At 29.5% G+C, this 13,811-nt stretch carries 13 protein-coding genes and 1 pseudogene; 10 read left to right on the forward strand and 4 right to left on the reverse strand.

Annotated features, from left to right (window positions below; genetic code table 11):
• Window positions 1–88 precede the first annotated feature (88 nt).
• Window positions 89–1,825: a flavocytochrome c gene (locus tag OXH55_RS18940; RefSeq protein ID WP_268051719.1), complete on the forward strand. Its 1,737-nt coding sequence runs from the start codon at window positions 89–91 to the stop codon at window positions 1,823–1,825.
• A gap of 322 nt (window positions 1,826–2,147) precedes the next feature.
• On the opposite strand, the gene OXH55_RS18945 is transcribed toward OXH55_RS18940, so the two are convergent.
• Window positions 2,148–2,642 carry a GNAT family N-acetyltransferase gene (locus OXH55_RS18945; protein WP_268051720.1) on the reverse strand — a complete coding sequence of 165 codons (495 nt, stop codon included), beginning with the start codon at window positions 2,640–2,642 and terminating at the stop codon, window positions 2,148–2,150.
• A gap of 452 nt (window positions 2,643–3,094) precedes the next feature.
• On the opposite strand from OXH55_RS18945, the gene OXH55_RS18950 reads away from it, so the two are divergent.
• The 5 genes from OXH55_RS18950 to OXH55_RS18970 all read left to right on the forward strand — a co-directional run bounded on the left by OXH55_RS18950 (window position 3,095) and on the right by OXH55_RS18970 (window position 7,381).
• Window positions 3,095–4,414, forward strand: a complete 1,320-nt coding sequence (locus OXH55_RS18950; RefSeq protein ID WP_268051721.1) for an ABC transporter substrate-binding protein — start codon at window positions 3,095–3,097, stop codon at window positions 4,412–4,414.
• A 130-nt stretch (window positions 4,415–4,544) separates the two neighbouring features.
• Window positions 4,545–5,408: a carbohydrate ABC transporter permease gene (locus OXH55_RS18955; protein ID WP_268051722.1), complete on the forward strand. Its 864-nt coding sequence runs from the start codon at window positions 4,545–4,547 to the stop codon at window positions 5,406–5,408.
• On the forward strand, window positions 5,408–6,238 hold the full coding sequence (locus OXH55_RS18960; protein WP_268051723.1) for a carbohydrate ABC transporter permease: 831 nt from the start codon (window positions 5,408–5,410) through the stop codon (window positions 6,236–6,238). The genes OXH55_RS18955 and OXH55_RS18960 overlap by 1 nt, the downstream gene beginning before the upstream one ends.
• Before the next feature lie 248 nt (window positions 6,239–6,486).
• Window positions 6,487–6,693, forward strand: a complete 207-nt coding sequence (locus OXH55_RS18965; RefSeq protein WP_268051724.1) for a hypothetical protein — start codon at window positions 6,487–6,489, stop codon at window positions 6,691–6,693.
• A 325-nt stretch (window positions 6,694–7,018) separates the two neighbouring features.
• Window positions 7,019–7,381 (forward strand): phage holin family protein, encoded by a 363-nt coding sequence (locus tag OXH55_RS18970; protein ID WP_268051725.1) that lies wholly within the window; start codon window positions 7,019–7,021, stop codon window positions 7,379–7,381.
• 204 nt (window positions 7,382–7,585) lie between these two features.
• Here the strand turns inward: OXH55_RS18970 and feoB are convergent, their stop codons facing one another.
• The 3 genes from feoB to OXH55_RS18985 all read right to left on the reverse strand — a co-directional run bounded on the left by feoB (window position 7,586) and on the right by OXH55_RS18985 (window position 10,610).
• Window positions 7,586–9,697 (reverse strand): ferrous iron transport protein B, encoded by a 2,112-nt coding sequence (gene feoB, locus OXH55_RS18975; RefSeq protein ID WP_268051726.1) that lies wholly within the window; start codon window positions 9,695–9,697, stop codon window positions 7,586–7,588.
• A gap of 24 nt (window positions 9,698–9,721) precedes the next feature.
• A complete protein-coding gene (locus OXH55_RS18980) occupies window positions 9,722–9,955 on the reverse strand; it encodes a FeoA family protein (RefSeq protein ID WP_268051728.1) in 234 nt (77 codons plus the stop codon).
• 172 nt (window positions 9,956–10,127) lie between these two features.
• Window positions 10,128–10,610 carry a metal-dependent transcriptional regulator gene (locus OXH55_RS18985; protein ID WP_268051729.1) on the reverse strand — a complete coding sequence of 161 codons (483 nt, stop codon included), beginning with the start codon at window positions 10,608–10,610 and terminating at the stop codon, window positions 10,128–10,130.
• A gap of 138 nt (window positions 10,611–10,748) precedes the next feature.
• Between OXH55_RS18985 and OXH55_RS18990 the strand changes: the two genes are divergently transcribed.
• The 4 genes and pseudogenes from OXH55_RS18990 (at window position 10,749) to OXH55_RS19005 (ending at window position 13,191) form a co-directional block, all read left to right on the forward strand.
• Entirely contained in the window at window positions 10,749–11,294 is a 546-nt protein-coding gene (locus OXH55_RS18990; protein WP_268051730.1) for a GrpB family protein, read from the forward strand.
• Between the two features lie 55 nt (window positions 11,295–11,349).
• Window positions 11,350–12,141: pseudogene (locus OXH55_RS18995) on the forward strand (RelA/SpoT domain-containing protein); the annotation flags it as partial.
• A gap of 376 nt (window positions 12,142–12,517) precedes the next feature.
• Window positions 12,518–12,853 carry a GNAT family N-acetyltransferase gene (locus OXH55_RS19000; protein WP_268051734.1) on the forward strand — a complete coding sequence of 112 codons (336 nt, stop codon included), beginning with the start codon at window positions 12,518–12,520 and terminating at the stop codon, window positions 12,851–12,853.
• Between the two features lie 83 nt (window positions 12,854–12,936).
• Window positions 12,937–13,191, forward strand: coding sequence for a TfoX/Sxy family protein (locus OXH55_RS19005; RefSeq protein ID WP_268051731.1), 255 nt, complete (start codon window positions 12,937–12,939; stop codon window positions 13,189–13,191).
• The last annotated feature ends 620 nt before the right edge of the window (window positions 13,192–13,811 follow it).

Here is a 13,811-nt window from a genome sequence, read left to right on the forward strand (position 1 = left end):
ACATTGAATTGTTAATATAAATTTAATATACTTTTTATAAAGATAGTTAAACATTCTACAAACAAAAGATGCAATAGAGGAGGTAAATATGAAGTACTTAAGAAAACTAGGAATATTTTTATTAGTTGGTATTATGATTATGTCATTAGCTGGATGTGGAGCTTCTAAGAAAACGTCATCAGGTTCTGGTACTTTTGAGGGACAAGCAAAAGGTAAAAATGGTACAATCAAAGTTGAAGTTACTATTGAAAACAAAGAAATCAAGAAAATCGATGTTATTGAGAATCATGAATCAGAATTTACTAAAGATACATTTACAAAGGTTATTGATACTATTATTGCAGCAAATAGTGCTGAAGTAGATGCAATTTCAGGAGCTACAATAACAAGTTCAGCAATAATATCTGCAGTAGCAGATGCTGTTAAAAAATCAGGAATTGAATTGGCGCCTAAAAAAACTACTAAAGCTTCAGTAAAAGCTGAAAACACATCAACAGATGTTGTAATTATAGGGGCTGGTGGAGCTGGACTTACAACAGCTATTGAAGCAAAAGAAAAAGGTGCTAATGTTATATTAATAGAAAAAAATGCAGTTGTTGGAGGAAATACTAACTTTGCAACTGGTGGACTAAATGCTGCAGGAACAAAATTCCAAGAAGCAAAAGGAATTAAAGATAGTATTGAATTATTCTATGAAGATACTATGAAGGGTGGAAAAAATAAAAACAATCCTGAATTAGTAAAAATATTAACTGAAAATGCTGCTAAAACAGTTGAATGGTTAACTGAAAGAGGAGCTGACTTAAGTGATGTAGGAAGAATGGGTGGTGCTAGTGTTAATAGAACTCACAGACCTACAGGAGGAGCAGGTGTAGGTGCACACTTAGTTGAAGTGTTACACAAAAAAGCTAAAGAACTTGGAGTTGAAATAAGAACAGAAACAAAAGCTGTAGAATTATTAGTTGAGGGTAATAAAGTTACAGGTGTAAAAGTTCAAGTAGCTGGTGGAGCTAAATACGATATAAAAGCAAAAGCTGTAGTTATTACAACAGGTGGTTTTGGAGCTAATCAAGAAAAAGTTGTAAAATACAAACCGGAATTAAAAGGATTTGGGACTACTAATGGACCAGGAGCTACAGGGGATGCTTTAGATTTAGTTGAACCATTAAATGTAGAGTTAGTTGATATTACTGAAATACAAACACATCCAACTGTAGTACCTGAGAAAAACAAAATGATAACAGAAGCAGTTAGAGGTAATGGTGCAATTTTAGTTAATAGACAAGCTAAAAGATTTATTAATGAATTACAAACAAGAGATGTTGTTTCTAAAGCTGAGTTAGAGCAAGAAGGAAAAACTGCATTCTTAGTGTTCGATCAAAATGTAAGAGAAAGCTTAAGTGCGATAGAAAAATATGCTAAACTTGGTTTATTAACAGAAGCATCTTCAGTAAAAGAATTAGCTGAAAAAATCAGTGTAGATGCTGCTGAATTAGAAAAAACTATAAACACATATAATACTTATGTTGAATCTAAAAATGATAAAGATTTCAAAAGACCAAATATGAAAACTCAACTTAACAAAGCTCCATTCTATGCTGTTGAGGTTGGTCCAGCTGTACACCATACTATGGGTGGATTAAAAATCAATACTAAAGCTCAAGTAATTAATAAATCTGGAAAAGTTATTGAAGGATTATTTGCAGCAGGAGAAGTTACAGGTGGAGTACACGGTGCAAACAGACTAGGTGGAAACGCTGTAGCGGATATAACAACATATGGTAGAATAGCTGGTGCAAATGCAGCAGATTTAGCAAAAAAATAATTATTTAATAAAGAGTCCTAAACCTTAAGGTTTAAGACTCTTTATGTTATGTGCACCCAGCATGGGCGTAATCTATAGGGTGAAAGTCCCTAGCGCTGAAGGTGATATAGGCGTTAGCCAATGACAAGGGTGTCCATTGTGAGGTGGAATCTGAAGGAAGTCGGATGGCAAAATTCTGGTCTGAGGAACACGAATCACATAAGAGGCTGATTATAGTTGGATGAGTTTGCATAACAAAACAAAGTCCGTTTCATCATTAACCCCCACGACATTAATGTCGTGGGGGTTACCTTTTGAATAAATAGAAGAATGAAGAGTTGTACTATTTTAATTCAAGATACATATCATACCATTTAGCTCCGCCGTGTTCAGATTCAGATACACCTTCATTGACATAACCGAATTGTTTATAATATTCTATTAAATGATCTTTGCATGTAAGCAATACATTTTTTCTACCATCTTTTGTTGCTGCTTCAATGAAATGCTTCATTAACTCTTTAGCGTACCCTCTTCTTTGATATTTAGGATGTACATCAAGACCAAAGATTACTATATTATCTCCATTAGGTATATGAAGATTCATAGTTTCAAAAAATTCATCTTCTATATGGTTTTCATTTGTTACTCCTCCATTAATAAATCCTATAATTTCATTATTTAATTCAGCTACAAAAAAGCCTTCAGGGAAAACTGAAAATCTCTCCTTAAATACGTTTCTTGGAGCTGCTTCAGCAGCTGGAAAACAAGTAGCCTCTATTTGAGTAACACAATCTAAATCCTCTGGTAAAACATTTCTTATTTTTAATGTATTCAATTAAATCTCCACCTTTTTAGATATTATATTAAATTTAAAACTGATTTTACTAAAGAATTCTAAAACTAATGATAATAATGTTACTATAACATAGATTGGAATGAAAAATAAAGGTATAAAATACGTAATATTACATACTACATTAATTTAAATAACTATGGTATAATTGTTGTAAAAGGAATATATTGGATAAAAATTTCGCAGGTCATTGCATAGAAGTTTTTATAGACGATGGATATGTGAAATTAAATCCTTCTAAGGTATGTATAATATGCGTATATTGTACACAATATATAAGTATATATATTAAGAAATAAAAAATACATAATATATCTTATAAAATTACTAAATGTTAATTGACAAATTTTCTAAAAAGTATTACAATTAACTTGTGCAAACGTTTTCCCGATTTAAATTTAAAAATATATATAATGAATATGGAGGGGGATTTTATGAAAAATATTAAAAAACTTTTAGCTTTAGCTTGTGCTTTAGCTTTAACAGGTGGTATTATGGCTGGCTGTGGAAAAACTGGCGGTGATACTGCAAAAGACTCAGGAGAACAAAAAGTAACTGTTGATATTTTTCAATTTAAGGTTGAAGCTAAAGATGCTCTTGAAAAAGCTACAAAAGAGTATATGAATGACCACAAAAATGTTACTATCAACCTACAAACAGTTGGTGGCGGAGATGATTACGGTGCAGCATTAAAATCAAAATTTGCATCTGGTCAAGAACCAACACTATACAATATAGGTGGTACTCAAGATGCTCTTGATTGGAAGGAAAAACTTGAAGATTTATCAGATCAACCATGGGTTTCTCAAGCCTTCGATGGAACATTAGAAGCAGTTAAACTAGATGGAAAATTATTTGGTATGCCATTCAACCAAGAAGGTTATGGATTTATTTACAATAAAGAATTATTCAAAAAAGCAGGTATAGATCCAAATGCTATAAAAACATATGCAGATTTAGAAAAAGCAGTTCAAACATTAGACTCAAAGAAAAAAGACTTAGGTTTAGAAGCAGTATTTGCACTACCTGGTAAAGAAACTTGGGTAACAGGTTTACATTTATCAAATGTTGCATTTGCAAATGAATTTAAAAATGTTGTTGATACATTTAATGCTAAAAAAATTGATTTTAAACATAATGCAGGATTAAAGAAACTTTTAGATTTACAAATCAAATATGGTTATAAACCAGCTGGATCAAATAAGTCAATTAATAGTGTTGACTATGCAACTCAAGTTGAACAAAAATTTGGTTTAGGAAAAGTTGCAATAATTCAACAAGGTAACTGGGCTTATGGTTCAATAGAAGGAATAGATAAAGACCTAGCTGCTAATGTTGGAATTCTTCCAATGCCTTTAGATGGTGTTAAAGAAGGTGCAATTCCAGTTGGAGTACCAATGTATTGGGCTATTAATAGTACTAAAGACGATGCTACTAAAAAAGCTGCTAAGGATTTCTTAAATTGGTTATATACTTCAGATAAAGGTAAAGAAATGATTATAAAAGACTTTAAATTTATACCAGCATTCAAAGGATATGAAGGAGATAACTTACAACCAACTGATCCTCTAGCTAAAGAAGTATTAAAACATTCTAATGAAGGTAACACAATGCCATGGGTATTCATGGGATATCCAACTGGTTGGGGAATGGATAAGTTAGGTACTGATATACAAAAATATATCGCTGGTGATATAACTTGGGACAAATTAGTTGAAAATGCTAAAAACACTTGGTCTGAGGCTAGAAAATAATTTAACTTAAAACTGAAACTTTTTCACTAAATTTCCATAGAAAAATAAATAATCCTGGAAGAGTTTCCTTAAACTATTCCAGGATTTTGACTAATTAAAGATAAGATACATAAAAAAGGAGAGAGGGTTAATGAAAAAAAATAATTTATCATTTTGGCTATTTGTAGGACCAGTTCTCATTGCATTTTCTTTAGTTCAACTTATACCTCTATTACTTGGAGTTTATTATTCTTTTACAGATTGGAATGGTATTAAATCAGATGTTAGTTGGGTTGGAATCCAAAATTATATTACAGCTTTTAACGATCCAAGTTTTGGACAATCCTTTTGGTTTACATTTAAATTTACGGTATTGTCAGTTATAGTATTGAATGTTTTAGGATTTCTACTAGCTATAATTGCTACAAGAAAATCAAAATTAAGTAATATGCTTAGAACAATATTTTTTATGCCAAACTTAATTGGCGGACTTATCTTAGGATTTATTTGGCAATTTGTTTTCACACAGGTATTTTCAGCAATAGGTACTTATACAGGTCAAAACTGGTTATTAGGTTGGTTATCTGATGGGAAAACAGGTTTTTATGGTCTTATAATATTAATGGCTTGGCAGATGGCAGGATATATAATGGTTATTTATATTTCTTCACTGCAAAATATTTCACCAGAATTACTTGAGGCAGCACAAATTGATGGTGCTAATTCATGGCAGAAGATTAAACACATAGTATTACCTTTAGTTAGACCAGCATTTACAGTAAGTTTATTTTTAACATTATCAAATTCATTTAAACTATATGACCAAAACTTATCATTAACAGCTGGAGGACCAGCTAATTCTACTCAGATGTTAGCTATGAACATTTATAATACTGCATTCAAATTTAACTTAATGGGTGTTGCTCAAGCAAAAGCAGTTGTTTTCTTCCTAATAGTTGGTGGTATTACTATAACTCAAGTATATTTTTCTAAAAAGAGTGAGGTGGAAGCTTAATGAAAATCAAGGGTAAATTTAGTGTTGGTACAGTATTAGTAACCTTAGTAAGTATTTTTGCAGGGCTATTATACTTATCTCCATTCTATATTATAATTGTAAATGCATTTAAAACAAAAAAAGAATTATTTCAAAGTACATTAGCATTACCAGCTAGTTGGACTTTCGATAACTTTAAATCAGCTTTTGAGAGATTAGATTTTTTTAACGCTCTTACAAATTCACTGTTGATAACTATAGGTAGTGTTATCGTTATAATACTATTTGCATCTATGGCAGCATGGATGCTTGAAAGAACAAAAACTAAAATAAGTGGATTTATTTTCTTCTTGTTTATTTCTTCAATGTTAATTCCATTTCAAGCAGTTATGTTACCACTAGTTAGAGTAATGGGAAAACTTAATTTGTTGAATATAGGTGGATTAATTTTTATGTATCTTGGATTTGGTACTTCTCTATCTGTATTCCTGTATCATGGTTTTTTAAAGAGTATCCCAAAAGAATTAGATGAAGCCGCAATGATAGATGGCTGTAGCAAATTTCAAACTTTCTGGTATATAATCTTCCCATTATTAAAACCAATATCAATAACAGTAGCTATATTAAACACTGTATGGATATGGAATGACTTCTTATTACCATCATTAGTTATAAACAGACCAGGTACTCAGACTATACCATTAAGAACATTCTTCTTCTTTGGTGAATATACAAAACAATGGCACCTTGCTTTAGCAGGATTGATTTTAGCTATAATTCCTGTAATTATTTTCTACTTCTGTGCTCAAAAACATATTATTAAATCTATTACTGCGGGAAGTATTAAATAAGAAAAAGTGGTGATAAATATTGAATTCTTAATAAGGAAATTGGAGACGGTTGCCTAATTTTTATAAAAATTAGGCAACCGTTTGCACGTATTTTATATTACTTATTTAAAAAGTAATTTTTATAATGTAGGTGTACCTATAATAGCAGGTTCAGGTATTTTTAATATACTCATAATACCAATGTTATCTATACTCCTTACAAAGGAAATGAAGTAATTAAAGCTGATAGAAATGATATTTTAAGAGACATGGTGTTCTATTCTCTATTGGTAGGAGCTTTGATTTATTTTACTTATTCAGGTAGCTATAGTAGAATATCAGGGATAGTTTTAGTAACTATTTATTGTGCATATGTAGTTGTACTTTATATGCAAACTAAAAAGCATAGAAGTAGAATAATGATTGAAGAGGTAAAAGGTGGGTTGGCGGCAGAACTGAATAGAAAAATGGAATAAGATGGAGCGGTAGAAGATATATCTTACGTTAGTATAATAATGTAGAAGGATACAGTTATAATGAGTATTGTATATTTAGTATTCTTAGTAATTCTTATTATGGGCTTTTTATTTTGCTAAAAATGGAGAAGTTTGAAATGAAAATACATTAATAGGAAATATTACATAAAAATTTAAAGATGTTAATATAAATCCAGTAGAGTAATTTAAAGTTCTACTGGATTTGTTGAGTTAAGTAACGTAATAATTAATAAATATTTTTATACTTTATGTGCAAACTATATGTGTATAGGTTAAAATTTTATTTTAAAGGAGTGCTTAAACTATGGATGATAAGAATACAGAACGTAGTACTTCTGGTGTGTTTGGGTATATAGTACGATTTGCACTAGTTGCTATTATATTAGCAATAACATCATTTTTAACACCAGGTTTTAATATTGTAGGAATATGGCCAATTGTGTTAGCAGCAGTTGTAATAACTATAATAGATTATTTAGTAGAGAGGGTTATGGGAGTTGATGCATCACCTTTTGGAAAAGGAATAAAAGGATTTGTTATTGCTGCTTTAATAATATATGTAACACAATTTATAGTTCCTAATATGACGGTATCTATAGTAGGTGCAGTATTAGCATCAATAGTTATTGGAATATTAGATGCTGTAATACCTGGTAGAGCTATGTAAATTAGAACTATTTTTAAATAATTTAATTCAATGAAATTACATCTCCTAAAATATAAAGAAGTACATTTTAAAATTTAAATATTGTAAATAAATAGTAGCCATAATATTTATATAATTTTATGGCTACTATTTTTAATATAAGCAAAGGTATTGTAGATATTTTGAACTTTTGTATTTTTTTAAGCATGAACTTCCTTATTACTTTTATAAAATTCTTACTATAGTTGTTGTAATAAAACATACAATAAAAGCAATACCAGTTGGAATAACAGCGGCTAGTACAGTCCATTTTAAACTTCCAGTCTCTTTCTTTATAGTAATCAAGGTAGTAGCACAAGGCCAATGAAGCAGACTAAATAGCATTACATTTAAAGCAGTAAGGTAAGTCCAGCCATGATTTAAAAGAATTTGTTTTAAAGATTCTATACTTTCAAAATCAATCAAAGCTCCTTTGGAAAGATATGCCATAAGAAGAACAGGAAGTACGATTTCATTAGCAGGCAGCCCTAGTATAAATGCCATTAGAATATATCCATCTAATCCAATTAAATTAGCTACTGGTTGTAAAAAAGCAGCTGTATGGTCTAGAATACTTAAATTTCCAATATATATGTTTCCTAAAATCCAGGTAATAGCTCCTGCTGGTGCTGCAACGAGTACAGCTCTTCCAAGTACAAATATAGTTCTATCAATAAAAGAAGTATATAAAACTCTTCCAACTTGTGGTTTCCTATAAGGTGGTAGTTCTAAGGTGAAACTTGAAGGAATGCCTTTTAACAAAGTTTTAGAAAGCACATAAGAAACCAGCAAAGTAATTATAACTCCTATGATTACCATAGCTGTAACAGCTAATGCAGGTGCAAAACTAGCGAATTTACTTTTGGAATTTGCTACTAAAAATACTGATGAAATTGCAAGCAATGTTGGGAATCTGCCGTTACATGGAACAAAATTGTTTGTTAATATAGCAATGAGTCTTTCTCTTGGTGAATCAATAATTCTGCATCCTACAATTCCTGCAGCATTACATCCTATACCCATACACATAGTAAGGCACTGTTTACCATGAGCACAAGCTTTTTTAAAAAGATGATCAAGATTAAAAGCAACTCTTGGTAAGTAACCTAAATCTTCAAGTAACGTGAAGAGAGGGAAGAAAATTGCCATTGGAGGAAGCATAACTGAAACAACCCATGCTAATGTTCTGTAAAGTCCAAGGATAAATATACCGTGAAGCCATGCTGGAGCATTAAGATGGTTAAACCATTTTGTCAAGATATCTTCAAAGCTAAATAGTAAATCGGCAAGTAACTGAGAAGGATAGTTAGCACCAGTAAGAGTAAGCCAGAATAATAAAGCTAAAATTAAAAGCATAATAGGAATTCCAAAAATTTTTGATGTAATATAATTATCAATAATTCTGTCTCTATCATGTTTATTTTTATTATGAATTATATATTTATCTCTGATGTACTCAGCTTTTTTATAAATTTGCTGCATTATATCATGTCTTATTTTATTTTTATCTCTATCTATTCGTACTTTATTGGAACTTTCTATTAATTCCTGAGAATCTTTTGAATCTATTTGATTAAGCACTGAATTCAATATAGATTCATTTCCATCAATTAGTCTTAAAGAAAGCCACCTTGTATTAATATTGTTTACTTTATCTTGTACTTGAGGATGTATAGCATTAACCATTTCTTCTATATAATCTTGATAAATAACTCTGTTAGGTTTTGGTTTAATATGTTGAGATGCAACTTTATAAACAGTTTCTTTTAGTTCTTCAATACCTATACCACTTCTTGCAGCAGTTAGAACTACTGGTATACCTAATTCCTTTTCAATTCCTTTTGCATCAATAGTTATATTTTTCTTTTTAGCTTCATCAATAAGATTAATACATAAAATTACATTGTTCGTAATCTCCATTACTTGATATACAAGATTAAGATTTCTTTCAAGACAAGTAGCATCGGTTACAACAATAACTGTATCGGGATTTCCAAAACAAATGTAATCTCTTGCGATGAATTCTTCTACAGAAGAAGCAAAAAGAGAATAAGTGCCAGGTAAATCTACTAATATAAATTCTTGGGTTTTATATTTAAATTTTCCTCTTGCATTGGTAACGGTTTTACCTGGCCAGTTTCCAGTATGTTGATGAAGTCCTGTTAATGAATTAAAAACAGTACTTTTTCCTGTATTAGGATTTCCAGCTAATCCTATAACATATTGTCCTACTTTTTTCTCTACAGTATATATTTCTGACAAAATATTTTGTCCAGTAGATTTGTAAGTAAGTCCCATAATACCCTCCTTAATTATCTCTTGCTATTTACTACTTTCACAAACATAAACTAAAGATGCTTCTTCTTCTCTTAATGCAATCATTGCTCCTCTTATGTTATATACAGTAGGATCACCAGAAGGACCTCTGCGAACTACTTCAATATAAGAGCCTTTTGTAAGCCCTAATGCTAACATTCTTTCTCTAAGAAATCCTTGAGCGATTATATCATTAACTTTTACCAAATCACCTACGCTTACATTACTAAGTTTTTCCATAACAATCCCTCCAATTTTTTATCAGAAAATTAGTTCCGTTTAACTTAGTTATCTTAGGCTAATTTCATGTTATGCTAGCTTGTATACATGTGTGAATTTAAATTAGGATAACTTAATTTAAATTTAACAACAAAAAAGGCGACTTAATAGTCAGCCTTTTTATAAAGCAAAGTTATACTGTTTTATAATTTTTTCTCATTTCGACATAGTTTCTAAAATCATTAATGAGTTGTGGATTATCATCAATAAACTTAACAAAAGCAATTATATATTCCAAGGTTTCACTGCTAATTATATGTTCTAATTTTTCAGTTTGTTCTAAAACATCATTTGTTGGAGCAATTAAATTTAAAAATTTTTCTAGGGTATTGTGCCTATCAAGCAAAAACTTTCCTACTTTTTTCCCTTCTTCGGTAAGAATTATAACACCATATTTTTCATAATTTATAAGATTCATTTCAGAAAATTTTTGAGACATTTTTGTAGCTGAAGGAGGCTGCACATTTAATGCTTTTGATAATTCATTAACTCTTGTAAATCCGCTTTCAAGAGAAAGCCTATATATCATTTCTATATAATCTTCCATTGAAGGAGTTAGCAAATGAGAAGCTTTTCTCATATATCCACGAAAGGTGTAAAAATCATCATTTAACATAACTTCAACTCCTAAGTATATTTATATTAAATAGTATGATATATTTATAAAAGTATTCCTAATCAATAAAGTAGAAGTATTTTTATAAATATATCACTAGAATAAGTATAAATATTTATTTTAAAAGGGGTTTTTAATATGACAAATAATGAAAGTAAAATAAGAGTTATTAAAGTTATACCTTATAATTCAAAATGGATTGATGAATTTAAAACAGAATCAGAAAATATATTAAAAATAATGGAAAATGATATAGTCAAAATTCACCATATAGGAAGCACTTCCATACCAAGAATGAGTGCAAAGTCTGTAATTGACATATTAATTGAAATAAATAATATCAAAAATGTTGATAAATATAATAATGCTATGAAAAGTATTGGATATGAAGTCATGGGGGAATACGGAATTATAGGGAGAAGATTTTTCTTAAAAGGAATATATAATAGAACTCATCACGTACATATTTTTCAAGTTGGAAATCCAGAAATTAAAAGGCACTTAAATTTTAGAGATTATATGACGGTTCATCCTAAAGAAGCAGAAAAATATTCTAAATTAAAACAAGAATTAGCTTTAGAATTTCCTAATGATATTAATGGATATTGCAATGGAAAAGATAAGTTTATAAAAGAAATAGATTTTAAAGCAGAAGTATGGGCATATACAAAGATTGTAGAATAAAATTCAACTATGTATTCTATTTAAAAATATTTTATTATACTAGGAGGGGGATAATATGAACCTTAAAAGAGAAGAGTTTTTTAACAAATATCATCTTATAGAAGATGATATTATAAAAAATGAAATAGACTGGAATGTTTTAAATAACATATACCTTGATTTTAATACATATAAAAATAGTTATGAAACTCAAGCTGATTTTATAGCAGATACGCTTAGAACACATAAAAAAATACATTCAGTAAAGTCTAGGGTAAAAGATCCTGAACGCTTAATTGAAAAGATTATTAGAAAGACATCTAGCAGAAAAGAAAAGTATGGAGGAGAATTTCAGTTCTCTGTTGAGAATTATAAAGAAGAAATAACTGATTTGATAGGAGTTAGAGCAATACACATTTTTAAAGAGGATTGGGAAGACATACATAATTTTATTTTGAAGACTTGGAGGGTTATTGAAATAACGGCTAATGTTAGAGAAGGCGATGATACCCAAAGATTTGAAGAATTAAATATTGAAATTCACTCTAGAAAATCAGGATATCGCTCCGTACATTATTTGATAGAGTTTTTCCCAACAAATCAAAAAGTTATAGCAGAAATTCAAGTAAGAACAATATTTGAGGAAGGTTATGGTGAAATCGATCACCAGTTGAGGTATTCTCATAATGAAATTCCAGAGGTATTAGCTTTAAATCTTCTATTATTTAATCGTATAGCTGGTAGTTCAGATGAAATGGCTTCATTTATAAATTTACTTAATAGAAATTGGACTGAAATGGAGGAAAAATATGAGAGAATAATAGACGTAAAGAATAAACAAATAAAGCAATTAAAAGATAATATTGAACAAAAAACAACTATAGAAGCAAAAGATAAACAAGATATTTTATCAAGCCTAGACAATATAATTATGAAGGATGATCTAGTAAATTTAACGGAAAATCTAATTAAGACATTTGGTAGAACAAATCATAATACAGGTGTTGATGGAAGTGTTGACCATATTTCGATAAATAATATAAAACATAAAGATAACAGAAAATAATAAAATATATGACCATAAGGGTTATAACTACGGGGTAGAGGATTAGAGAGGAATTATCTAAATCTTTACCTCGTAGTTATATAAGATGTTAGTGAAAATTTCTAAGTAAATATATAGCATAAAATCTTTAAATAAAGTTATAGAAGTCAAAGCAAATTTTGGGTTTATTGTTATCTTAATATCATTATTATTAGTATATGAAGCTGATAACATAGTGGGACTTTTATCAGCAGATAGAGGATTTGATAATAGAATAAAGCATAGTGCTTATATAGTCATAGGATTATTAGAAGATTATACAGGAAGAAGGATTGGAGCTAAATTGTTTTATGAGTTAGAAAAATGGACTTTAGATAGTAATATAACAAGATTAGAACTAACAGTAATGGTGTATAATGAAAAGGCAGTGAAATTATATAAGAAAATGGGATTTAAAATAGAAGGAGTAAAAGAGAAATCTTTAATTGTAGATGGACAACATATACATGAATACTATATGGCAAAAAGTCTTTAGTACTTATTAAATGATTATAAGAAAAGATGTATAACTTGGTTTGAAAAGTTTTATTAAATTAATTTAAGAGGGGAGTGGTTTCAGTGACTAAACTTAGTAAGATGCTTAATATTGGAAGTGTATTAGAAAATAAACTTATAGATGTTGGAATTCAGTCACAGGAAGAATTAATAGACAGTGGGAGTAAAGAGGCATTTATAAGAATAAAAATGATTGATAGTAGTGCTTGTTATAACATGTTATGTTCTTTAGAAGGTGCAATTCAAGGAATAAGATGGTGTAATTTATCCGAATCAACAAAAAAAGATTTAAAGTTATTTTTACAATCGTTGAAGTAAGTATGAATTAAGGTGGTATAAAAAATGTATGGTTTAGATTATTTTCTCTATTCTATTTTTGGAATTATAAATTTAATATCTTTGTTAAAAGTCATGTGTTGGCAGAAAGAACATATTCAATAGCATATTTAGATACCAAATATTAAAATTCAGCTTATAGGGGATAAAGATACAAGACGATTTGCAATAGAGTTTACTAAAAAGCCAATTTGAAGTAGTTAAAATATGATTGTAAAAGGGATATGCAATATATACTTTTCCAGGTGTATCAATATAATGATAATATAGAAAAATTAAAAAACACGTAGAAAGCAAAAGATAATTTAATCAGATCTGATTTATTAAGCATAATTGGTTTGAGATTTATGATAAGATATTCTTCGTCGCCGCAAGAGGGCGGAAGATTAACGACGAAATATGAATTTAAAGAAATTTAAAAAAGTTGTTGACAAGGACGAGTTGATGTGATATACTAAGCGAGTTGTCGCAAGGTGGCGAGAAAGAAATTGGTCTTTGAAAATTAAACAGAAGTAAGGAAACACAGTCAGTCAATAAATTTGAGTAAAGATTAAACTTTTAAATTGAGAGTTTGATCCTGGCTCAGGACGAACGCTGGCGGC

Source organism: Clostridium ganghwense, assembly GCF_026735165.1.
GTDB classification, from domain to species: domain Bacteria; phylum Bacillota; class Clostridia; order Clostridiales; family Clostridiaceae; genus Clostridium_H; species Clostridium_H ganghwense.